The sequence below is a fragment of the Mesorhizobium prunaredense genome, from assembly GCF_900156895.1.
In the GTDB taxonomy this organism is placed as follows: domain Bacteria; phylum Pseudomonadota; class Alphaproteobacteria; order Rhizobiales; family Rhizobiaceae; genus Mesorhizobium; species Mesorhizobium prunaredense.
In genome coordinates, this window is the sequence record NZ_FTPD01000011.1 from 25,685 (window position 1) to 47,774 (window position 22,090).

The 22,090-nt window shown below is 62.1% G+C and carries 25 protein-coding genes and 1 pseudogene; 9 read left to right on the plus strand and 17 right to left on the minus strand.

Annotated features, from left to right (window positions below):
• Nucleotide 1: 1 nt before the first annotated feature.
• Genes BQ8794_RS10410 through nuoH form a run of 3 tightly spaced genes read right to left on the minus strand, consistent with a single transcriptional unit; the run spans nucleotide 2 to nucleotide 2,065 of the window.
• Entirely contained in the window at nucleotides 2-442 is a 441-nt protein-coding gene (locus BQ8794_RS10410; RefSeq protein WP_077376528.1) for a CBS domain-containing protein, read from the minus strand.
• A gap of 39 nt (nucleotides 443-481) precedes the next feature.
• Entirely contained in the window at nucleotides 482-1,048 is a 567-nt protein-coding gene (locus tag BQ8794_RS10415) for an NADH-quinone oxidoreductase subunit I (RefSeq protein WP_077376531.1), read from the minus strand.
• A 30-nt stretch (nucleotides 1,049-1,078) separates the two neighbouring features.
• Nucleotides 1,079-2,065: an NADH-quinone oxidoreductase subunit NuoH gene (gene nuoH / locus BQ8794_RS10420; protein WP_077376534.1), complete on the minus strand. Its 987-nt coding sequence runs from the start codon at nucleotides 2,063-2,065 to the stop codon at nucleotides 1,079-1,081.
• Between the two features lie 877 nt (nucleotides 2,066-2,942).
• Here nuoH and BQ8794_RS37350 point away from each other — a divergent pair.
• The 5 genes and pseudogenes from BQ8794_RS37350 to BQ8794_RS10445 form a co-directional block, all read left to right on the plus strand.
• Nucleotides 2,943-3,236 (plus strand): annotated as a pseudogene (locus BQ8794_RS37350) (site-specific integrase); the annotation flags it as partial.
• A 230-nt stretch (nucleotides 3,237-3,466) separates the two neighbouring features.
• Nucleotides 3,467-3,913: a thiosulfate oxidation carrier protein SoxY gene (locus BQ8794_RS10430; protein ID WP_077376537.1), complete on the plus strand. Its 447-nt coding sequence runs from the start codon at nucleotides 3,467-3,469 to the stop codon at nucleotides 3,911-3,913.
• A gap of 15 nt (nucleotides 3,914-3,928) precedes the next feature.
• Entirely contained in the window at nucleotides 3,929-4,255 is a 327-nt protein-coding gene (gene soxZ, locus BQ8794_RS10435; RefSeq protein ID WP_174654410.1) for a thiosulfate oxidation carrier complex protein SoxZ, read from the plus strand.
• Nucleotides 4,256-4,345: 90 nt separating this feature from the next.
• Nucleotides 4,346-4,660, plus strand: coding sequence for a c-type cytochrome (locus BQ8794_RS10440; RefSeq protein ID WP_077376540.1), 315 nt, complete (start codon nucleotides 4,346-4,348; stop codon nucleotides 4,658-4,660).
• Entirely contained in the window at nucleotides 4,657-5,925 is a 1,269-nt protein-coding gene (locus tag BQ8794_RS10445) for an NAD(P)/FAD-dependent oxidoreductase (protein WP_077376543.1), read from the plus strand. Before BQ8794_RS10440 ends, BQ8794_RS10445 begins: the two co-directional genes overlap by 4 nt.
• Before the next feature lie 259 nt (nucleotides 5,926-6,184).
• Here the strand turns inward: BQ8794_RS10445 and BQ8794_RS37180 are convergent, their stop codons facing one another.
• From BQ8794_RS37180 to BQ8794_RS10455, 3 genes are read right to left on the minus strand one after another with little or no spacing between them, the layout of a single operon-like run.
• Nucleotides 6,185-6,460, minus strand: coding sequence for a TlpA family protein disulfide reductase (locus BQ8794_RS37180; RefSeq protein WP_309508715.1), 276 nt, complete (start codon nucleotides 6,458-6,460; stop codon nucleotides 6,185-6,187).
• A gap of 58 nt (nucleotides 6,461-6,518) precedes the next feature.
• Nucleotides 6,519-6,650: a hypothetical protein gene (locus BQ8794_RS37185; RefSeq protein ID WP_342187962.1), complete on the minus strand. Its 132-nt coding sequence runs from the start codon at nucleotides 6,648-6,650 to the stop codon at nucleotides 6,519-6,521.
• A complete protein-coding gene (locus BQ8794_RS10455; RefSeq protein ID WP_077376545.1) occupies nucleotides 6,650-7,243 on the minus strand; it encodes a protoglobin domain-containing protein in 594 nt (197 codons plus the stop codon). Before BQ8794_RS10455 ends, BQ8794_RS37185 begins: the two co-directional genes overlap by 1 nt.
• Before the next feature lie 90 nt (nucleotides 7,244-7,333).
• Between BQ8794_RS10455 and BQ8794_RS10460 the strand changes: the two genes are divergently transcribed.
• Nucleotides 7,334-7,915 (plus strand): MarR family winged helix-turn-helix transcriptional regulator, encoded by a 582-nt coding sequence (locus BQ8794_RS10460; RefSeq protein WP_077376548.1) that lies wholly within the window; start codon nucleotides 7,334-7,336, stop codon nucleotides 7,913-7,915.
• Between the two features lie 139 nt (nucleotides 7,916-8,054).
• Here the strand turns inward: BQ8794_RS10460 and BQ8794_RS10465 are convergent, their stop codons facing one another.
• The 10 genes from BQ8794_RS10465 to BQ8794_RS10505 all read right to left on the minus strand — a co-directional run bounded on the left by BQ8794_RS10465 (nucleotide 8,055) and on the right by BQ8794_RS10505 (nucleotide 17,377).
• The gene (locus tag BQ8794_RS10465; RefSeq protein ID WP_077376551.1) at nucleotides 8,055-10,181 is read right to left on the minus strand and encodes a heavy metal translocating P-type ATPase; all 2,127 of its coding nucleotides are present in this window, start codon (nucleotides 10,179-10,181) and stop codon (nucleotides 8,055-8,057) included.
• 56 nt (nucleotides 10,182-10,237) lie between these two features.
• Nucleotides 10,238-10,966 (minus strand): sulfite exporter TauE/SafE family protein, encoded by a 729-nt coding sequence (locus BQ8794_RS10470; RefSeq protein WP_077376554.1) that lies wholly within the window; start codon nucleotides 10,964-10,966, stop codon nucleotides 10,238-10,240.
• A gap of 56 nt (nucleotides 10,967-11,022) precedes the next feature.
• Nucleotides 11,023-11,145 (minus strand): hypothetical protein, encoded by a 123-nt coding sequence (locus BQ8794_RS36995; protein ID WP_280174578.1) that lies wholly within the window; start codon nucleotides 11,143-11,145, stop codon nucleotides 11,023-11,025.
• Between the two features lie 169 nt (nucleotides 11,146-11,314).
• Nucleotides 11,315-11,536, minus strand: coding sequence for a hypothetical protein (locus tag BQ8794_RS10475; protein ID WP_077376557.1), 222 nt, complete (start codon nucleotides 11,534-11,536; stop codon nucleotides 11,315-11,317).
• Complete coding sequence (locus BQ8794_RS10480; RefSeq protein ID WP_077376560.1) at nucleotides 11,496-11,684, minus strand: hypothetical protein; 189 nt, start codon at nucleotides 11,682-11,684, stop codon at nucleotides 11,496-11,498. Before BQ8794_RS10480 ends, BQ8794_RS10475 begins: the two co-directional genes overlap by 41 nt.
• A gap of 3 nt (nucleotides 11,685-11,687) precedes the next feature.
• A complete protein-coding gene (locus tag BQ8794_RS10485; RefSeq protein WP_077376563.1) occupies nucleotides 11,688-13,373 on the minus strand; it encodes a cbb3-type cytochrome c oxidase subunit II in 1,686 nt (561 codons plus the stop codon).
• Nucleotides 13,370-14,803: a cbb3-type cytochrome c oxidase subunit I gene (locus BQ8794_RS10490; protein WP_077376566.1), complete on the minus strand. Its 1,434-nt coding sequence runs from the start codon at nucleotides 14,801-14,803 to the stop codon at nucleotides 13,370-13,372. The genes BQ8794_RS10485 and BQ8794_RS10490 overlap by 4 nt, the downstream gene beginning before the upstream one ends.
• Before the next feature lie 155 nt (nucleotides 14,804-14,958).
• Nucleotides 14,959-15,423: a c-type cytochrome gene (locus BQ8794_RS10495; RefSeq protein WP_077376569.1), complete on the minus strand. Its 465-nt coding sequence runs from the start codon at nucleotides 15,421-15,423 to the stop codon at nucleotides 14,959-14,961.
• A gap of 28 nt (nucleotides 15,424-15,451) precedes the next feature.
• A complete protein-coding gene (locus tag BQ8794_RS10500) occupies nucleotides 15,452-16,588 on the minus strand; it encodes a metallophosphoesterase family protein (protein ID WP_077376572.1) in 1,137 nt (378 codons plus the stop codon).
• 90 nt (nucleotides 16,589-16,678) lie between these two features.
• A complete protein-coding gene (locus tag BQ8794_RS10505; protein WP_425293532.1) occupies nucleotides 16,679-17,377 on the minus strand; it encodes a carboxypeptidase regulatory-like domain-containing protein in 699 nt (232 codons plus the stop codon).
• Between the two features lie 187 nt (nucleotides 17,378-17,564).
• Between BQ8794_RS10505 and BQ8794_RS10510 the strand changes: the two genes are divergently transcribed.
• From BQ8794_RS10510 to groL, 3 genes are all read left to right on the plus strand, one after another.
• Nucleotides 17,565-18,170, plus strand: a complete 606-nt coding sequence (locus BQ8794_RS10510; RefSeq protein WP_077376575.1) for an SCO family protein — start codon at nucleotides 17,565-17,567, stop codon at nucleotides 18,168-18,170.
• 104 nt (nucleotides 18,171-18,274) lie between these two features.
• On the plus strand, nucleotides 18,275-19,543 hold the full coding sequence (hemA, locus tag BQ8794_RS10515; RefSeq protein WP_077376578.1) for a 5-aminolevulinate synthase: 1,269 nt from the start codon (nucleotides 18,275-18,277) through the stop codon (nucleotides 19,541-19,543).
• Nucleotides 19,544-19,598: 55 nt separating this feature from the next.
• Nucleotides 19,599-21,242 carry a chaperonin GroEL gene (groL, locus tag BQ8794_RS10520; RefSeq protein WP_077376581.1) on the plus strand — a complete coding sequence of 548 codons (1,644 nt, stop codon included), beginning with the start codon at nucleotides 19,599-19,601 and terminating at the stop codon, nucleotides 21,240-21,242.
• Nucleotides 21,243-21,460: 218 nt separating this feature from the next.
• Here the strand turns inward: groL and BQ8794_RS10525 are convergent, their stop codons facing one another.
• Nucleotides 21,461-22,060 (minus strand): NADPH-dependent F420 reductase, encoded by a 600-nt coding sequence (locus BQ8794_RS10525; protein ID WP_077376584.1) that lies wholly within the window; start codon nucleotides 22,058-22,060, stop codon nucleotides 21,461-21,463.
• Between the last annotated feature and the right edge of the window lie 30 nt (nucleotides 22,061-22,090).

Below are 22,090 nucleotides of genomic sequence, written 5' to 3' on the forward strand. Positions count from 1 at the left end.
CTCAGTGATAAGGGGTCCCGGCAATGTAATCGCTCAACGCTTGCTCGGTACGGAGCAATTCGTCGAGCCGGTGCTTGACCACGTTGCCGATGCTCACCACGCCGACAGAAGCGTCGCCATCCATGACCAACACATGGCGCGTGCGTCGGTCGGTCATGAGCGACATCACAAAGGGCAGCAAATCCTGTGTCGAACAGGTCACCACACTGCGGTTCATGATGTCGGCGACCCGCATTGTGGGCGCCTCGATTCCGTATTCAGCCACCGCATAGCAGCAGTCCCGCTCCGACAGCGTGCCCAGGCATTCCCCGGGCGAACGGCTGACGACCACGAATCCGATGTTGTTGTCCCGAAACAGCCGCAGGACTTCTACGACCGTCTGATCTGGTGTGACCGAGATGAGCTCGGGAGATTTGGTCTTCAAGATTTGGCGGACAAGCATCTGAGCCTCCTGTGCTCCGGCTTGACGGCTGCCGCGCGTTCACGTTCGGCGGATATTCCGCCACCAGTCGTATCCCTGCGGCTCGCTCGTCTCGACCAGCACGTCCTGTTCGGTGTTCAGGCGCGCGGCGACCACGCCGCCGCCGGTCGTCGCCTTGCCCGGTTTGTCGAGCAGATCGTCGCGCCCGACCACCAGGTCACGCGAGGAAAAACTCGAGAATTCGTACTGTTGGCCGAGCGCGATCGCGTCCGCCGGGCAGGCGTCCTCGCACAGCCCGCAGAACAGGCACCGGGCCATGTCGATCTCGAATTTTGCCGGGCGCCGGTTGCCCTTCTCGTCCTCGTAGGGGATGACTTCGATGCAGTAGCAGGGACAAATCCGCGCGCAGAGTTCGCAGGCCACGCACTTGATCTCGCCCTCTTCGTCGCGCTTCAGGAAGTGATGCCCGCGGTAACGCGAATAGGGCAACCATTTTTCCTTGTCCGGATACTGCATGGTCACGGATCTGGAGAACATGTAGCCGAAGGTCAGCGCAAGGCCGTCCGCCAGATCGGCGAAGAACGCCCAGCCGATCCATGTTCCACTTCTGTCCGGTGCGTGCGACATCGCCGCCTCGCTGCGGAGCCGCTGCGGCCCCTAAAGAAAAGCAACACCAGTTATGATTATGTTCGCCAATGACAGTGGAAGCAAGACTTTCCAACCGATCGCCATCAGTTGGTCGTAGCGATAGCGCGGGAAAGTGAAGCGGAACCACATAAACAGATAGACGAAGAACGCGACCTTGAGTACGAACCAGAGGAGCGGCGGCAACGGGATCAGCACGCCGTTCCAGCCGCCGAAGAACAGGATGACCGACAGGACCGACACCAGCAGCATGACGGCGTATTCGCTGACCATGAAGAACGCAAAGCGGATGCCGCTGTATTCGGTATGGAACCCGGCCCCCAGATCGCCTTCCGCCTCCGCCAGGTCGAATGGAATGCGCTGCGCTTCGGCCAGCCCGGCGACGAAGAATACGAAAAACCCGACCGGTTGGTAGACGATGTTCCAGACATCGGCCTGTGCCCGCACGATATCGAGCAGGCTCATGGATTGCGCCAGCATGACCACGCCGATGACCGCGAACCCCATCGGGATCTCGTAGCTGATCATCTGCGCGCAGGTTCTGAGGCTGCCTAGGACCGCGTATTTGCTGTTCGCGGCCCAGCCGCCGAAGATGACGCCATAGACCTCGATCCCGATCACCGCGAAGACGAAAAGGAGGGCCACATTCATGTTGGAGACGTAGAGTGTGATCTCGTGACCGAGGACCGAGATGCTTTCGCCGAAGGGGATCGCGACGAACACCACAAAGGGCGGGGCGAGCGCCAGGATTGGCGCCAGTTTGAACAGGAAGCGGTCGGCTTCGGCCGGGATGTGGTCCTCTTTGGTCAAGAGCTTGATGCCGTCCGCCACCGGCTGCAGCAGCCCGTGCCACCCCACGCGCATCGGCCCCATCCGCTGCTGGATGTGCCCGGCGATCTTGCGTTCCACCCAGGTCAGCGGCAAAGGCAGCAGCAGCAGGATCGCAATCAGCAACGCGACCTTGAAGGCGATCAGGCCAAGGGCGACGACAAGTTCCATAATCCGCGGCTACTTGTTCATCGGGTTGAGACTTACGATACTAAGCACTGCGCTTGTCCGGCTTCGCGGAAACGGCAGTCTGCCGGCGGCGACGCAGCTTGTGCAATGGTATCACAGTCTTACCGTTGCTGGCCATGGTGTGTGTGTCGCTTGGCGCTCAAACGGGCCCGCACATCGAGCAATGGCACGCAATGACGGGACCAGATGGCCCCAGCGCCTAATACTGAACGCCTCCACAAACAGCCCCCTTTTTACCGTTCAACAACGGCATTCGGCACGAGACACATTCCTAAGGGCCAGAACGCAGGGCACCGAACCGCTTAATCGGTGCAGGTGACGCTCCCCCACTAAAGGGCAATCCGAACGAGTTGCCGCCCGCCCGGCCAAAAAAGAGACCGACAACGCAGACGAGAAATGGGGAAATCTCGGCAGCGTCATCGGTCCAACGGACCAAAGGCGAGGAGGGTTTGGTGCATTGTCAATGCTATCGGTCATTTCCTGACTGACGACCCGCTTCCTCAGCCGCGATGGGAACAAAAGACGCGCTACAGCCCATCGACCCGTCAGAGCACAAGGCCTCGTTGCGAAGTGGTCTCCTGGCTTCATGGGCTGGCTCAGCAACGGTCGAGGCGAAGCGCTCCAGAGCTGCTCGTCGCGCCTAGGACCATAAGGGTCGGAACGGGATCTGATCGTGACCTTCGACGTGTCCAAGGCAAAAGTCGACAAATGGCGCGACTGCGCCCATTGCCGGCCCGCGGCTTCGATCGACCGGGAGCCCACTAGGCTGAAATCCTCGGCGACGCTCTCACAGCCCATTGTTAGATTCGCTTGCTCGTGTTGAGCGCTGCGGCTGCGGAAGGTGGCATGGAGAAGGACCATGTCTAACAGGAACAGAGGCCACATCGTCGGTCAGAAGCCTCCTCTGAAACCGCGCGAGGTTTGGAGCATTAGAACACGACTGCAGATGTCCGGCGCGGAACGGGATCTGGCACCTCTTCAATCTCGCCATCGAGCAAGCTTCGAGGTTGCGACCTAGTCACCATCACGGTCGGCGACATTGCGCTTTCCGGCGTAGTTTCGCGACCGAGCAGTGATTGTCCAAAGGAAGACGGGGCGGCCGGTACAATTCGAGATCACAGAGCAGACGCGAGCCGCCGTCGGTGCAACGCTTCTATTGGTTTTCGGCCCGCCGCAAACTCCATCGTGCAAGTTGAATATCGTTGTTGAACAGAATGCATTGGTTTCAAGGGCGTCCATGGGCACTTCCGCGAGATTGCTCCCAGCGGGTGTCGGTGCTAAATTTGGTAGAAGCTGCCGCACTGATGTGTCCGAGTGCGCCGCCTGCCGCCGCCGATGTGTTCTTGGAGTGGCCTAGAGGTGGCAGGTTTGGAGACCGGGACGATGAGCTTGACGCGCCGCGATGTTTTGATCGCCGGGAGTGCGGGATTTGCCGGAGTCGCGCTCTTCTCGCCGCCGAGCGCGCGTGCGAACGATGAAGCGTTGGATCTCGTCGAGCAACTCATCGGACGGAAGGCCACGATGTCAGATCGCCTTCATCTGATTATGCCGGCGGACTTCCCGACCGGCTACACCGTGCCCATGAGTCTTTACATCGACAGCCCCATGACCGAGGCCGACCATGTGAGGCAGATGCGCGTGTTCGCGCCGCGGAACCCGCTTATCGAAGTCGCCAGTTTCCATTTCGTCCCGCAACGCAGTCTACCTCGCGTGTCGACACGCATCCGGCTTGCCAAACCGCAACACGTCGTCGCTGTCGCTGAAATGAATGACGGCGTCTTGCTGATGACCACGACGTGGGTCCGTGTCGCCACGGATGGCTGTGCCTGAGATCGGAGAGAGACAGTGACCACCCCGACACCCCGCGTGATCGTGCCGAGCGCCGCGGCGAAGGGAGAGATTTTTCAGGTCAAGACCATCATCAGCCATGAGATGGAAACAGGGCTACGCCATGATGATCAAGGCAACGTGATCCCGCGCAAGATCATCAACAAGTTTGTCTGCCGATACAACGAAACCGTGGTGTTCAGTGTCGATCTCCACGAGGCGATTTCGGCCAATCCGTTCTTCGAATTTTCCTTGCGCGCGACGGAGAGCGGCCGGCTCGATTTCGTTTGGGAAGAAGATGGCGGTGCCGTCTATACGTTGTCGCACCAGTTCACGGTCGGTTGAGGTGGCGGCGCAATCGAGCTGCGCGAATTATGGCGTGACAAGTTGAGTGGGAGCGTGATCGGAAAACTGCGAAACAGACGGGTATTCAGCATGCGCCCCGTCGCGAGATCTGCGATTGCCACGGGCCTCGTGCTGCTCGTCAGCCAATCCGGCGCGGCGGCGGAGGCCGATCAAGGCGCTCAACTCGCCGCGACCTGTGCGTCCTGCCATCGTCTCGATGGCGGCGGCACAGGCATTCCCAGCATCATCGGGCTTGGTGAGGAGAGGCTCACCAACGCCCTGCTTGCCTACCGGGCGAGCGAGAGTTCAAATCACATCATGCACGCTATCGCGCTGTCGCTCAGCGACGAGGAGATCGCGAGCGTCGCGCGCTATGTCGCGAAGCAGGGAAGTAACCCGCGATGAAATCCTGGACGCGTCGCGAGTTCAGCCGCCTCGCCGGAGCAGCGTTGCTAACGGCACTCAACCAGCCGAAGGCGCGGGGCCAGGCCAAGGCGCGTGTCGTCGTGATCGGCGGCGGCATCGGCGGCGCAACGGTCGCCAGATATCTCGCCGCCAGCGCCACGGCTATCGAGGTGACCCTGGTCGAGCCGCGGCAGAGCTACGCGACCTGTTTCTTCAGCAATCTCTATCTCGCCGGGCTGCGCCCCTTCGAATCGCTCAGTCATGGTTATGAAGCGCTGGCAAAACAATATGGTATCATCGTCGTCCATGAGTCCGCCGCGGCGATTCACCCGGCGGCGAAAACCGTTGCGCTGAACAACGGTTCAAAGCTCAGCTACGACCGTCTCGTTGTTGCGCCAGGCATTGCGTTCAGGGATCGGGCGCTTGAGGGCTATGACGAAGCGGCGATGGAGATCATGCCGCACGCCTGGAATGCAGGGCAGCAAACCAGGCTGTTGCGCCAGCAACTGGAAAGCATGGAGGACGGCGGGCTGTTCGTGCTCGTTGCTCCGCCGAATCCGTTTCGCTGCCCGCCCGCCCCCTACGAGCGCGCTTCGCTCGTCGCATCCTATTTCCAGCGCCGCAAACCCAAGGCCAAAATTCTGATCCTCGATGCGAAAGACAGCTTCAACGCGCAGGACCTGTTCCAGGACGCTTGGAACCGCCATTATCCGGGAATGATCGAATGGCTACCGGCCCAGTTCACCGGCGGGGTCACGGCAATCGACGCGAAGACCCGGTCGGTGATCACCGCGGGAGCAACATTCAAGGCCGCGGTGGCCAATGTCATCCCGGCGCAAATGGCCGGACGCTTGGCGCAGCAGGCAGGGCTCGCCAATCGGTCGGGCTGGTGTCCGGTCGATCCGGTCACCTTCGAATCGGCGCTGCAGCCCGGTGTCCATCTGGTCGGCGACGCGATCATCGGCGGGGATATGCCGAAATCCGCTTTCTGCGCCAACAGCCAGGCCAAGGCCTGCGCCTTTGCCATCGCGGCCGATCTCACCGGATCAGCGCGTTTCCCGGCGCATTTGTTCAACACCTGCTACACCTATCTCGCCCCCGACGATGCGTTCAGCAACGCCATCAGCTTCAAACCCGTCGACGGGAAGCTCAAGAGCGTCATCAGCTTCGTCAGCAAGGTCGAAGAAAGCTCCGAGGTCCGCCGGCAGGCTGCGCGCGCGGCGGAAGGCTGGTATGACGCCTTCACGCACGACGTGTTTGGTTGATCACCGTTGCCAAGTGAGGCCAACCGCCGAGGCGGTCTAGGCACGACGACACGGGGCAAGGCGGGCCATGGACAAGATGATGGAATCCACACCGAGTCATGCTCAACCCGCGCCGCAACGTGTCCCGCTGTTCGTGTCGTGACGGACGTACCGCGGCCCTGTCGGAAAGGGTAAGGTTATGCGTGGGCCTGCCCAGCGATGCGGCATCCCTCGTCATCACATCCGGCATTCGGTTTTGCTTCGCCCGCGCGCCTCGGTGTCAGCGTATCCCGATGAGTGTCGCGATCGCAGCACCGAGACGCATGTCATCAAGATGGTCGAACTTGTGAATGTGCAAGTATCCGCGCCGGTCGATTAGAAGCGTTGTCGGCGTGCCCTGCATGCCATAGGCGCGCATGGTCTGTGGACCCTCGCTGCCCGGATCCTGCGCATCGATGCCCACGGGGAAGGTGATGCGACACTCATGCAGGGCCGCGAGCGCAGCGCGCGTTCCTTGCGCTTCGTGATGCTCGAACACGGTGTACAGGCCGATCACGGCGAGATCGTTCTCGGGGAACGCGTCGCGCGCCCGGACAGCTTGCGGCAGGCCGTGACTAACGCAAACCGGGACACAGTATCTGGAACGCCACCGCGAACACAACCTTGCCGCGAAGTTCTGCCAGCGGCGAGCGAGCATTGAGCCAATGGGCGATCTGCCAGTCCGGCGCCGGACGGAGTTCCGCCATCAAAAGTCTCCCTCCCTCGCATAGGGCCTCGACCACAGAATGGCCTGCAGCAACACGGCCTTGCTCCAGGCGGCGTGCATCGCTTCGACCTCGGCGGACGCATGCCCCTTCTTGGCGAGGAACGGCTTCATGGTGACCGAGATCGGAACGGCGAGTGCGAGCACGTAGCGCATGGGGATATGGGGCGCTGCCGAGACCCCGTCCGTCCTGTTCTTGCCGGAGCGGTGATGGCGGCGGCCGATCTCGTCCTGCCAGGCAAGCCATGCCTCGTCGTAGTCAGCCCGGCAGGTGTCGAGGATCCATTGGCCGAAGCGCTTGCGCACCGCATCGAGATAGGCGCCCAACGGCTGATGCGTCTTGGCGTCGCTGAAATAGGCGAGGAGGTGCGGCGTGCTGCCGACGAACCCGTACCAGACGTCGAGGATGGCTTCGACTTGATCCTCGACGACGCCGTGCGCCTGGCGCAGCGCGGCGACGTCCGCGTCTCCGAAGAGCAGCGTTGTCTTGAGCGTCGCGAGATCGTCTTTCGTGAGCGGCGACTTGGGCAGCGTCGTATCGCCGAGCCGGTAACCCGGAATGGAACTGGTCGTCATGGAATGTCCTCCTTGGGCTTGCCGAGATAATTGCTACTAGCTATTACTGCAGCGCGAATCCAAGCCGGTCAACACTGATTAGGAGCAATCATGCCTGTTTCGCCAGAGGCTCTCGAAGCCGCCCATCTGATCGACCGGCTGGAGCGCCTCGCCCGCTCGGGCGAGCAGTCCGGGCGGCTCAATCCCGCTCAGTGGGACGCGCTCAGGTATCTCGCGCGCGCCAACCGTTTCTCGCGCACGCCAGCGGCGCTTGCCGACTATCTTGCTTCGACGCGGGGCACGGTGTCGCGGACGCTGGCCTCACTTGAGTACAAGGGCTATGTGTCGCGGGGTCCAAGCGCGCGCGACGGGCGTTCGGTCGAGTTCGCACTCACTCCGAAGGCGGAACATGCACTGGCGCGCGATCCCCTGCGCATCGTCGCCACAGACATCGAGCAGGCAACCGACGGCAATGTGGCGAAGCTGCTTGACGGACTCAGGCGCACCCTTAGGAACTCAATCGCCCGCAACAATGGCCGCGCGTTCGGCGCCTGTCTCTCATGCTGGCATTTTCGCGTCCGCGTCCGGCTATCGTCCCGGACGCCGCACCATTGCGGCCTGCTCGACGAACCCCTTTCCGAAGCCGACAGCCGCACCATCTGCGTCGAGCAAGAGCCGGCAGCCGCTGCATAGCTGGATTGAGCGATTGTCCGTGCCATGAAGCCGCTGTCGACGGCAAGGCCGAGGAAAGCTCCGGGGTCCGCCGCTAGGCGGCGCGCGGCGGAAGGCTGGTACGACGCCTTCACGTGACGTGTTTGGTTGAAGGCGAGGCTCAGCTCCGCTCGACGGCCGAGCCAGCCATGACCGAAGCGCCGACAGTATGGCGGGCACGCTCCACCTCGGCGCCGGATCGTTGCTCCGGGATCAGCGCTGGAACAGGATCGGGCAGCCGCTCCAGCCGCAGCGAATTCACCACCACGAGGATGCTCGAGCCGGCCATGACCGCCGCCGCAAGGATTGGCTGCAGAAGTCCGAATGCTGCGAACGTCAGGGCGACGAGGTTGTAGCCGAACGCCCACATAAGGTTGGTCAAGATGGTCCTGCGGACCGCGCGGGCCACGTCGACGATCCAGGGCAGCATCCACAATCCGTCCGCAGGCAGCACGAGCGCCGCAGTCTCGCGGGCGAGATCGGTGGCGGAGCCGACGGCGATACCGACATCTGCGGCGGCCAGGACCGGCCCGTCATTCAGTCCATCGCCGACCATCGCCACCGAACCGTGGTCATGGCGGAGCCGATCCAGGGCCAGCCGTTTGGCCTCCGGCGAAAGGCCCGCTTGGACGTCCTTGATCCCGACCAGGGCCGCGATCCGCTCCGCCGCTTGCGCCAAGTCGCCGGTCAACAGCGTGGCGTCGAGCCCGCGCTCGCGCAGGGCCGCGATCGCGGCCTGCGCCTCGGGAAGCGGTGAATCATCGAGCGACAGCACGGCGTGAACCTGCTCGCCCCAACCGACATAGACCACCGAATGACCGCTCGCCTCCAGCGACCGCGCACGCTCGGCCAGCGACGGGGGAAGCGGCCAGCCCAGATCATTCATCAATCTGCCGTTCCCTGCCGCCACGGGCCGGCCTTCGGCGCTGCCGCGGATACCACGGCCGGGAACCGTCCGGACATCGCGGGTGACGAGCGGCGTGATGCCCCGCTGAGCGGCGGCTGCCGCGATGGCCCGCGCCAGACCATGCTCGGAAAGGCGCTCCAGACCGGCGGCGCGCGCGAGTACTTCGTCGATGCCGACCTCCTCGCAGTCGACGCCGACGAGACGCGCTTTGCCCGCCGTCAGAGTGCCGGTCTTGTCGAAGGCGAGCAACCGGACACGCGCGAGGGTCTCGAGCACGCCGGGGTCGCGGACGAGGCAGCCGTGCCGCGCCAGCCGGCCGATGCCGAGTGATGTCGCCATCGGGGCAGCGAGGCCGACGGCACAAGGACAGGCAACCACCAGTACCGAGAGGCCAATCAGCAACGCCCGATCGAACGGCAATGACTGCGCCCAGTAAACGATCGTCAGCCCGCCGAGGGCGAGGACGAGCGGCACGGACACGCCAACGACGCGATCGGCAAGGCGCTGGGTTGGACTGCGACGGCCCAGCGCTTCGCGCACCGACCGGCAAATACGCGCCCAGCGGGTTGCAGTTCCGTCACCACTGCTTTGGATCAGGAGCGGGCCGTCGATATTGATACTGCCGGCAATCACCTTGGAGCCGGCGCCCTTTGTCACTTGCCGGCTTTCTCCGGTAATCACGGCTTCATCGGTGTTCGATTCCCCCTCGACAACCACGCCGTCGACTGGAATGCGCTCGCCCGGCCGGACCTGCACCAGCATTCCGGCCGTCACCTCCCGCACCGGGCGGCGGACCTCTGCCGCGCCGTCGACAACGGTTGCGCTCTCGCTTTCGGCGGCCAGGAGAGGTTCGAGGTCGCGCGCCGCCCTGGCGCGGCCAACTGCCTCGAGATAGCGGCCAACGGTGAACAGCATCAGCACCATCACGGCGGTGTCGAAATAGACATGCGTGCTGCCCTCGAACACGGCAAATGCCGAATAAACATAGGCGGCAGCGACGCCGAGCACGATGAGCGCCGACGACGTCACGCGTCCCTGAATGACATTGAGCCACATGTCGCGCAGATAGGGTCCGCCGAGAATCACCACCGCCGGCGTCGCGAAGATCCAGAGCAAAAGGTGAATCCACGGCAGCACGCCCGCATCGACCCCGGTAAATGCATCCGAATAGAGGAGAAGGCTGAACATCATGATATTCATAGACAGAAAGCCGCCCACGCCGAGCTGGATCAGAAGCCAGGCGGCCTCCCACTCTTCGTGTCTGCCGCTCTTCACCTGAAAGGCGATGCAACAGCCGTAGCAGCAGAACGCGCAAGCCTCACCGTTGAGCCTGCGCTCCATTGGGCGCCGGCCAACAGGCAGCGAGCAATGGCTACACAAGATATTGCCATGCGCAGTCATGCGGGATGTCCGCCCAGCCAAGCAAGGCCGATATGCGCGTCGGAAGGCAGGAGACCACGGCCAAGCGTGATGAGACCAAGCAAAAGAATAAAGCCACCAGCCAGCCGCACGCCGCGCAGCCGCCAGGCTGGCCCGAGTATCCGGCCGACGCCGCCCATCATCAACATCGCAGGGAAGGTTCCCAGTCCGAACGATGCCATGACGAGAAACCCGGGAAGCGCTCCGGCGGTGCTCGCCGCCTGGGCGGCGAAGGCATAGACGAGGGGACATGGCAGGAAGCCGTTGAACACGCCAAAGGCGAGCGGCGCAGCGCTGCTCCGGGCCGTCAGCAGACCGCGCAGGGACATTGCAAATGTGCTGCCGCCGAATCCGATCGCAAGCCGATGAAAGACCTGCAGCAAGCCGAAGAACTGCAATGCCATGGCAATCATGAGCAGGCCAGCGGCAATCGCGAGAATTCGTTGGGCGATGTCGAGGGAGCCGTTCAAGAGCGGCGCCGCCGTTAGACCTTGCGTGGTGCAGATGACCTGACCGAGCGCGCCCGCGAGCCCGCCCAGAAAGCAATAGGTTGTTAGTCGGCCAGTATTATAGAGCAGGTGGCGAAGGACGGTTGCGCCTCCCCCCCGCTGATCGCGGCCCAGCGCGCAGGCAAAGCCACCGCACATGCCGATGCAGTGAAAGCTGCCCGCGAACCCAGCGGCGAAGATCACGAGGTAATAGGTCATTGGCAGACCTCCTGCCGACGCGCCGCTCGTTCAACGAGAAATGTTGCTCCGCCCCGCTAGTGGCGCACGAGGTAAGCCACCCATACGAAGAAGGCGACGGTGGCTATCGCGCCGCCGATAAAGGCGATCGCTTGGTACGGACTCGCATTTGCGAACGAGAAAACGGTATCTGCAAGCATACGCCGCCTCCTGGTCAGCCGAAATAAACAAGTGCAACGTTCATGGCGAGCGCGGCGAGCAGTAGGACAAGATTCAGAATCGCTAAACCCATTACGATCTTAGCTACCAGCATCTCCTGCTCCTTCACTCAACTCGTCAGCCATCACCTAGCGTGCGCGACCGTGCTCCCTAGCCGATCCTTCCCGGCCCGACCCCGCCCCAATAAAGGTAGGCGTAGTAGAGCCCCCAGACGAAAAGAACCGTGTAGACGACCAGCAGCCATACCGGGAGATATCCGTGCCGCGCCTGGATGGTGCCGCCGGCATATTCTTCCAACTCGTGCTCGTGGTCCGAACCTTGATCCGAGCCGTCACTCTCCGGTGTGCTTGCCGGCGTGCTTGGCGTTGTCATTTTCCACTTCCCTTTCGTAGAATCTGGTGGCCGCGTCATCGGCGCCGTGGAAGGCGCCCGAGAGAACTCCCCAAATGAAGACGCAAAGCGCCCCAAGGCTCATCAGCAAGGCGCTCAAGTAGGGTCCGGTGACCTCAAATCCGAGCATAACTCAGCCTCCTTGGGCGGTATCTTGTTTGCCGGTCAAAGATCCGCCGTTACCTTCGCCGAGTTCGGAAGCCTTTTGCGCCGGGCTCGCGCCCGGAACATAGGCGTTATCCGGAGAAACCGCTTCCAACGTCAGATCATTAAGCGCCGCGCGATCCGTGTCGCTGATCGTCAGCGGCTGCAATGTGAGCGGGTCCTTATAGGCGGAAAGTGCGAGGACGTAGTACGAGAGCGCCCAGCGGTCCTCCTCGGGCAATGCATCCCGATAGGAGGGCATGGGCGTGCCGCTCAATCCGGTCGTCATGGTGCGGAAGATGTCTTCGACCGCTGTTCCCGACTTGAACTGGCCGCTGGTGAGGTCGGCCGGCACAATGCCAAAACCGAGATCGTCCTTCAGCCCGGCCGCCTTCTGGCCATCGCCCTTTCCGATCATGCCATGGCACTCCCAGCATTTCGCAATCTGCCAAACTTCCTTGCCACGATCGAGGATTTGCTGAGAAGCAGTGGGCGGCTTTGCGATGTAGAGAGGAGGGCCGGGTGGCTCTTCGATGAAAAATGCATAAGGCTCCGCCGGATCGGAGCGGTCCACCGCCAGTTCGTACTTAATGTACTGGATGACGGCGAGCCGATCCGTGAGAGGCAGTTCATACCAGGCCGGCATCGCCGTGCCGCGTACCCCGCGGGTGATCGTGCGCAAGAGGTCACCGTCAGTCGGTAGTGGCTCCTTGGTCAGCCGGAACTTGAACACAGCAGCCGCGAAGCTTCGCGGGCGCTGTATGTGAAGGAAGGTCGCAGCAGGCCCATTGCCGTCTCCATTCACGCCGTGGCAACCGAGGCATCGCCGCTCATAGACCTCGCGGCCATGGGCGATCCATTCGCTCGAACGCGGGAATGTGACTTCGGTGACTTCAAGCTGCTGCGGTTCAAAAAGATCACGCCACTTGCCGCGGTTCATGCCGAGCTTCTGGACATAAGCAATGAGGGCTTCCAGGTCTTTCGTCTCGGCGGCGATCTTGATCGCGTCGCCTTTGTATTCCTCGTTTGGTATCACAATGACTGGGACCTTGCCACGCGCCTGCATCGGGACGAACAGGAGCCCGTCAGCGTTCGGTGTGAGCCTGATCTGCTCCTTGCTAGCGAAGTCGAACAGCCCCTCGGAAACAGGCGTCCTTTCCAGCGTACGATTGCCGGCTCCATCATCGACGATCTTGACCGGCTCGGCCGGCTCATCGAACAGTCCGCGGTACGGTGCCATGATCGAATCCGGGGAGAGCATGCGCGGATTCCAGAAATGGGCAAGATGCCACTCGTCGCTGAACTTAAGTCCGACCCGCATTAGATCCGGTCCGATGCGCCGTGTGCCGAACAGGTGCGGCACGTCGTAGGCGAACTCGCCTGACTCGGTCACCGGACCCCAGCGGCGCGTCTCGCCGGTCACCGGGCGCACATACTGGGAATGACAATACCAGCAACCTTCGCGCAGATAGACATCGCGACCGAGCTGTTGCAGCGGCGTGTAATCGGTGGCCTCGGTCATCATCCATTTGAGCTGGCCGAAATCGGTGCGGACCACGGCGGTCACCCGGTTGGTTCGCGCCGAAGGTTCGAAAAATGGTAGGAAGCCTTGGGTGACGAGGGCGGCGAAGAAGAAGAAGATGCCGGCTACCAGCGTAACGAATCGCGCGCTCATTGGGCCGCCCCGCCAGCCGGAGCCGGTGCCGCACCGAATACCTGACCTTCCGCCGCTTCGGCGGGGCGGGTCAGCGCCGTCATCATCAGATTGATGACGAGAAGCGACATGCCGATGTCCATGCTGATGCCGCCGACGGTACGCACCAGCCAATAGGGTCGCATCGAGAGCACCGTGTCGAGCCATTCGGTGCCGGCCATCCACTGGAAGCCTTGCTGCAGTCCGGCGGCGGTCAGCACCAGGCCCATGGTGGAGATACCGACGGTGATCAGCCAAAATGCCCAATTGCCCATCGTGAACGACCAAAGCTCGCGCCCGCAGGCCCGCGGCCAGACATAGACCAAGCCGCCCATTGCCCAGACCACGAACGTCCCGAACACGGTGAGGTGCGAGTGCGAGATGACGAAATCCGTGAAATGGGTCGGTTGCTGGATCGAGCGCAAGGCCTCGGTCGAGCCCTGGAAGCACCCCACCAGATACATGATCGAGCCCATGATCAGAAACTTCGCCGGGAGGTTCTTCCCGAAGCCGTCCCAGCGGCCCTTCACGGTGCCGAAGAAGTTCACCAGCACCGTCCACACCGGAATGATCAGCAGCATGGAAGTGACGATCGCGATCGTCTCGGCCCAATCGGCGATCGGGCTGTAGAGATAATGATGGATGCCGACGAAGGGGTAGAACAGGGCGAGGGACCAAAAGCCGACGAGCGAGAGCTTGTGGCCATAGATCGGATTGCGTACGCTGATCGGCAAGAAGTAGTAGATCAGCACGTAGCCCGCCGGTGTGAGCCACAATCCGACGATGTAGTGAATGTAGAGGCCGTGAAAGGCCGCGCTGTTGATGCCAGAGATCGTGTAGGGCAGGATGATACCCAGTACGAGATTCATCGTCGTCCAGACGAAAGCCCCGATCAGATACCAGAGTGCGACATAGAGCGGCGGCTCGAGGCGCCGGCCGATGGCGATCAGGAATTGTGCGGTCGCCACGGCGACAACGAGAAAGATCGGGATTTTGGCGAACAGCGGGAACTCGCCCGCTTCGAGGCCGTGGTTTTCGCCGAACGGCAACGCGATGAGCGCCGCCGCCACGGTGACATTCCAAAGCCAGGCCAGCGGTACGCCCCATTGCGGCCATGGCACCCGCACACCGCATAGGCGCGGCACCAGGTAATAGCATTCACCGATGAAGAGGGAGGAAAAGGCGCCAAAGATGACACCGTTGACATGGACCGGCCGCAACCTGCCGAAGGTCAGTCCCAGGGTGGTGCCGAGATAATCGGGATAATTGAAGAGGCCCGACAGCGCCACGCCGACCGAAGGCGCGACCAAGAGCCAGAACATGCCCCAATAAAGCCAAGTTCGTACAACCGGCCAGTCGACCAGTTCATCCAGGTCGATGCCGGCAAATCTGCCACGCAATGTTTCTGCCACGGCGTGCCCCTCCCATCACGCGCGCTTGAGCCGCGCGACTCTTCAGGACTCAACTCCAAACTATACCAGCATCAAGAACCCGATGTCGGTTGCAGGTTTCAATTGTCTTCCGGCGCAAGTCGTCCTCTACGCAGCCCGCGCCAAGCCGAAGAGAACTAATGCTTGCCGGGGACCAACACCGAGCCGGCGTTCGACCAGTGGATGTACGCTTCCAAGGCCTTCATCGCCTCCGAATCGATCTCGATCTTTTCGCCCTGGTTAGGCTTCTCGATGCACCAGTTGATCATGTCGCGCAGCGTCGCGAATTTGCTCGTTTCTACCTGGAACTTCGGGTAGGACTGCGGGTGGGTGTCCGAGGCCATGGGATGGCACATTGCGCAGGCCATTCCCGTGGTGGAGAGGACGACGTTCATCTGTTTGGCGGTCGCCGCATCACCGTGGAACAAGAGGTCGCCCTTCCTGACCTCCTCCATGAGCAAGTCTTCGTATAGTTTCAACTGCTCCGGTGTGTGCGGTGCCTTGTGGGCACTGGTGGGACCGACGAAGACGGCGACCGCCGCAATCGCTACGACGAAGGACGGACGGCACAACGTGCCGAGAACTGTCGCTCTGATTGTCATAGCCATTCCTCCTTTGGTATGGCCACCCTTAGTATGGCCACATATTGTCGGCCATTCGCGGTCGCAACTTCTCGGGCTGACTAAGCGAGGAATCCGGGTCTGACTGAACGAACACCTCCTTGCGGCCCCACATGATGTACTCGACGTCGACCTTGTCGTCGGCGTTCACATTCACGGTTTCCCAACCGACCCCATCGTAGTGATCGCCGGGGTCGGCCCGGATCATCGGCTTGGTCAGCTTGGGCACGCCTTCCGGCGCATAGGGCCACGGCCAGGAGGTCGCCAGCATGCCGATCGAGCGCATGCTGCCGATCTCGTTGTAGAGCACCTGGTGGACGTGACCGTGGATGTTGGTGACCTTGGTATAAGGCTTCAGCACCTCATTCACTTCGCGCCAGTCGCGCACCCAGAAGTTCCAGGGCGGGTAGTATTCATAGAGCGGATTATGACTGAAGATGACGATCGGTTTGGATTTGTCCCAGTCGGCGAGTGTCTTCTGCATCCAGTCGAGCTGGTCGCGGCCGACACCGGCCCACGCGCCGGCAACCGTTCCGTCGAGGGTCGCCATATGGCCCATGCGCTCCTCTGGCGTCATCTTCTTCACTGTCCAGTAGTCCGGCCCCCGGCTGACCGTATCGAGCCCGATGAAGCGCACGCCCTTGTGATCGAAGGTCCAGTTGGGTTGGCCGAACAACTCGCCCCACTTCTTGCCCATATCCAGATACCAGTCATGCTCGCCCGGGATGTAGTACTTCTTGATCGTCAGATCCTTGAGGAGCTCAACGCCAAGCTCGAGTTCCTCGATCTTTCCCAGCTGGGCCAGGTCGCCGCCGAAGATCAGGAAGTCGGCCGGCGGATCCATGGCCTGGACCTCTTGCACGGCGCGCACCACCTTGTCGACGAAGCGCGTGTTGAGGGATCTCTCGTAGAGATGGGTGTCCGAAATCCAGGCAAACTTGAACGGCGCTTCGGCGGCGTGAGCGACATCGATGGTGTTGAGCAGCGGCCACCACGCGAAGGTCTGGCCGACGGAAGCGGCGCCGAACAGCAGCGATCTGTGAATAAAGGTGCGTCGGGTGATTTGCAGCGAGTCGTCGGGGCGTACTCCAGGCTGCTGCAGCACCGCATGCATTTCGCGCCGAATGCGGTCAAGCTCGTCAGACATCAGGATTCCTCCTCAGTGCAGACCGTTTCTTAAAGCGTCGGTCTTCTCGCAGGAACGCGACCCTGTTGCATCAGTGGGTCGCCCATTTTCTTATTTTTTCAGTTCAATCGTCAGACTGGTAGGCTGATTCTCCGTTACCGTTACGGGCTGCTCGATGGGTCCGGTGAAGGGGTGGATCGCCACGAGCGTATAGTCGCCGGGGGGTACATCGGGGATGCTGAACTTGCCATCGGCGCCGGTGATCGCGTAGTAGGGATTGTCCACCACATAGACCCAGCCTTCCATCCAGCCATGCGCGTCGCAGTCGATGCGGACTGTGCCGGCGCGCTTCAGTTCGACGGGTATGCGCTGGTCCTTGTTGGGCAGCGCCAAGTTGAAGGCGGTGCGCTTGCCATAATAGCCATGGGTGTTGTGGAGCATTGGGTCGCTGTTGACGACCTCCAGCGAACCGGCCGGTATCATCTGAACCGCAGGCTCGAAACGGCATTTGAGGTTGTTAAGCTCAGGCGGCTTGCCGGGCTCCGGCCAGGCTTTTCCCTTTGCCACGTCGACCAGGTACAGCGCCGCGTTCAGCACGGCCTGATCGCCTCCGACCTCGATCAGCGGCTCCTCGCGGGGGGCCCCGCACACCTCGACATCCTTGGTGGGGATGATCTTTGTTGTCGGCACGTCCCCGCGGTAGACGACCGTACCCTCGATCGTTCCGCCTCCCGTGACCGGACTTTCTTCGTAGGCTTGCGTTGGCGCGGACATCGTCGCAACGAAAGCGATCGCCGCTAGCCCGCTCATCAATTCGCGAATCGTCATAGGCGCCACCTCCTTCATGAGGGGCAACTTCTAAAAATAGAGCCAAACCAGTACCATGTCTAGCCATTCAGCAACAAAATATGATAAGGTTGGGTAGTCTAGGCGAGTTTGCTAATCACAAACGTCGGGGGTTTTGGGACGTCTTTTCTCGAGGTACCGGAGGTACTTGATGAAGCGACGGCATGGACTCCTCGCTCCGGGCCTACGGTCCCTCCTATCCCATTTCTCCGTCATATTCGCAGCGGCCCTGTCGATCTGCCCACCGCTCGCGCGGGCTGACACGGTCGGTGGCTCATTCACGCTCACGGCGCCGGACGGAACGACGGTCACCGATGAGACTTATCGCGGCAAATGGCTGCTGGTTTTCTTCGGCTATGCTTCTTGTCCCGACATCTGTCCGGCGACACTGTCCGAAATCGCCGTGGCGATTGAGGAACTCGGCCCCGACGCAGCAAAACTGCAACCGATCTTTATCACCGTCGATCCTGAACGCGACACGCCTGAAGTGATGGGGAAATACACCGGGGCGATCGATCCAAGGATCGTCGGACTCACCGGCAGTCCGCAGCAGATCGCCGCAGTTGCCCAGGGATATGGCGCTTACAGCGCGCGCCACAAAACTGGAGCGGGCGCCGAAGACTACGTCGTCGACCATAGTACTTACATCTACATTATGGATCCTCAGGGCAAATTCGTCCGAGGCCTGGACTTCGACACGCCAACTGGTCGCATTGCCGACATGCTGCGCAAAATCATGGCGCAATCTCGTGAGTGAAAGAAGCCTTCGATGGGGTTGCGGATAGGGCAAAATTCGAGGTGCAGCAAAGGTCGTCGCGATGGGGCGATCTAGACCCGCGGCGACCGGAAATTGGGGGGAGCATGAGCGATAGCCGTTGGCAGTCCCGGGAGGCCGGCGTCACGAGTTATGACGGGTTCTTCGCCGACGCCATCGCGCGGCTGCAGGAGGAGCGGCGCTACCGGGTGTTCGCAGACCTTGAGCGGATCGCTGGCCGCTTTCCCCATGCTGTGTGGCATTCCCCGCAAGGACCGAAGGACGTCGTCATCTGGTGCTCCAACGACTATCTCGGGATGGGACAACACCCGAAGGTCGTCGCAGCCATGGTCGAAGCGGCGACCCGGATGGGGACCGGGGCCGGCGGAACGCGCAATATTGCTGGCACCAATCATCCGCTGGTCGAACTCGAGGGCGAGCTTGCTGATCTCCACGGCAAGGAGGCGGCGCTGGTCTTCACGTCCGGCTATGTCTCGAACCAGACCGGCATCTCGACCATCGCCAAGCTGGTCCCCGATTGTCTGATCCTGTCCGATGCCCTCAACCACAATTCGATGATCGAGGGCATCCGCCAGTCCGGCACGGAGAAATGCATCTTCCGCCACAACGACGTCGATCATCTCGAGGAATTGTTGAAGGCGGCGGGTCCGGATCGGCCAAAACTCATCGTCTTCGAAAGTCTCTATTCGATGGGCGGCGACGTCGCGCCAATCAATCGCATTTGCGAAATCGCCGATCGTTACGGCGCAATGACCTATCTCGACGAGGTCCATGCTGTGGGCATGTACGGCCCTCGCGGCGCCGGCATCGCCGCGCGCGACGGCGCCATGAACCGGATCGATGTGATCGAAGGCACGCTCGCCAAGGCCTTCGGCTGCCTCGGCGGCTATATCACGGGAAGTGCTGTGCTGATCGATGCGGTTCGTTCCTATGCTCCGGGTTTCATCTTCACCACCGCGTTGCCGCCGGCGATCTGCGCCGCGGCCACAGCGGCGATCCGGCATCTGAAAACCTCGCAGTGGGAGCGCAAGCGCCAGCAGGACCGCGTCCGGAGGGTCAAGGCGGCGCTGGGTGCCGCTGCGCTGCCGGTCATCCTGAGCGACACCCATATCGTTCCCGTGGCGGTCGGCGATCCGGCGAAATGCAAAGCGGCGAGCGACCTGCTGCTGAGCGAGCACGGCATATATATCCAGCCGATCAACTATCCGACCGTGGCGAAGGGAACCGAGCGGCTGCGCATCACGCCGACACCCTGTCATGAGGACATCATGATCGATCAGCTCGCGGCGGCTCTGGTCGATGTCTGGAATCGACTAGGGCTGCCACGGGACAAACTCGCCCGCGCGGCCAAATGAAGCGTCGCCGTCGCCCGTACCGTTCCTCGAAGATTAAGTCTTAAGGATCAAGGAAATGGCTGCCAAGGAAATCATGTTCTCGTTCGAGGCTCGCGACAGAATGCTGCGCGGCATTGACACCCTGGCGAATGCGGTGAGGGTCACGCTTGGCCCACGGGGGCGCAACGTCGCGATCGGCAGCGAGCACGGTGCGCCGCGGGTCACCAAAGATGGCGTGACCGTCGCCAGGGAAATCGAACTCGACAACAAGTTCGAGAACATGGGCGCCCAGATGGTGCGCGAGATCGCAACAAAAACCTCCTATCAGGCCGGCGACGGCACGACCACCGCCGTCGTGCTCGCGCATGCGATCGCCCGGGAGGGTGCCAAGGCGGTGGCCGCCGGCATGAATCCCATGGACCTGAAGCGCGGCATCGATCTCGCGGTCGAAGCCGTCGTCGCGGAACTCAAAAACAACGCCACGAAGGTCACCTCGAACGTCGAGATTGCGCAAGTCGGCACCATCTCGGCCAACGGCGACAGGGAGATCGGCCGCTGCCTCGCCGACGCCATGAAGAGGGTCGGCAATGACGGCGTGATCACTGTCGAGGACGGGACGTCGCTCGAAACCGAACTCGAATTCGTCGAGGGCATGCAGTTCGACCGCGGCTATATCTCGCCCCATTTCATCACCAATCGCGCAAAGATGCGGGTCGAGATGCAGGATGCCTATGTCCTCATCAGCGAGAAGAAACTGTCCAGCCTGAACAAAATACTGCCGTTGCTGGAGAAGGTGGTGCAGGCCGGCAAGCCGCTGCTCATCATCGCCGAGGATGTCGAGGGTGAGGTGATTGCGGCGCTGGTGGTCAACAAATTGCGCGGCGCTCTCAAGGTTGCAGCCGTGAAGGCGCCGGCCTACGGAAACCGCCGCAAGGCGATGCTGCAGGATCTCGCGCTGATGACCGGCGGAACGGTGATCTCGGAGGATTTGGGCATCAAGCTCGAGCATGCTTCCCTCGATATGCTCGGGCGCACCAAGAAGGTGATGATCGACAAGGCAAACACCACGATCGTCGGCGGCGCCGGCAAGCGGGCAGGCATCGAGGCCCGCATCGCCGAGATCAAGCTCGAGCTTGCGGAAACCACCTCCGATTACGACCGCGAGAAGCTCCAGGAGCGGCTGGCCAGGCTCGCCGGTGGCGTCGCCGTGATCCGGGTCGGCGGTGCCACCGAAGTCGAGGTCAGGGAGAAGAAGGATCGCATCGATGACGCGATGAACGCGACAAGAGCCGCGGTTGCAGAGGGCATTCTCCCGGGCGGCGGGGTCGCCTTGCTGCGCGCCGGCAGGGCGCTCAAGAAGCTCAAGGGCGGCAACGAGGACCAGCAGGTCGGCATCGCGATCGTCAGGAAGGCGATCACCTGGCCGGCTCGGCAGATCGCGATCAATGCCGGCCTGGAAGGCTCGGTCGTCATCGCCGGGATCCTCGAAAACGACGACAACGCCTATGGCTACGATGCCCAATCGGGCGTGTACGGGGATCTGGTGTCAAAGGGCATCATCGACCCGGCCAAGGTGGTGCGAACGGCGCTGCAGGGCGCAGCCTCGGTGGCGGGCCTCCTCATCATGACGGAGGCCATGGTGGCCGAAGTGCCTGGCCCGCCGCCGCCGGAGCTTGCCGGTCACGAGCATCATCATCACGATATGGATCTGGATTTCTGACCGCTTCGCGGGACCGGAGCAGCCCACCGGATCGCTGTCCTCGTCCTCGTGATTTGGCGCTCTGTCGGGCGTCTCCCCGCTCTTCGAACGGCGCCCATACGCCGCCAGGCCCACCCCAACCTTCGCGACTTTGTGGCCTTCAAATATTCGGTCGCGCGCTGCTCGATAAAGTTAGCGCGCGACAAGTTCTCGGCGTCGATCACACGGTCGTAGATCGATTACTGCTCCTTCCTGAACAGGTCCTGGAAGATCAGCTGGCCCCAAGTGCGGCCGCGTGCGTGCACCAGCGCGCCACCCTCGTTGAGCTTTCCCAGCTTGACGGGTGCGAACCCGAGTTGTTTGGCCAAGGCCGCCACGGGAGCGATCGCGTCCTCGTCGTCGCTCGACAGAAAGACGACCCGGTGCCCGCCCTCGACGATCGGATCGGCAGCCAGGGTGGCCGCAATCAGGTGATTGAAACCTTTGACGAGCTTGGCGCCGGTGAACGCCTTCGCGACGAAGGCGGAGGACGGAAGACCGTCCAGCTCTTCAGGCACTGGAAACGCGTTCGTCGCGTCAATGACTGTCTTGCCTTCCCAGCTCGGCAGGGCCTTCGCAACCTCGCGATGCTCCCCGAACGGGACCGCCAAGATGATCGTGTCGGCCTCGAGTGCATCCCGCAGCGACTTGGCGACGACCGTGGGTCCAATCGCCCGAGCCTGCGGCGCCAACACCTTTGGCGGCCGGCGGCTCGCGACGGTCACCTCGATGTTTTTGCGGGCGAAGGCGCGGGCGAGGGCCTGGCCTATCTTACCGAATCCTACAATCGCGTAGCTCATACTGCTTCTCCGATCCGTGTTGGTATTGAT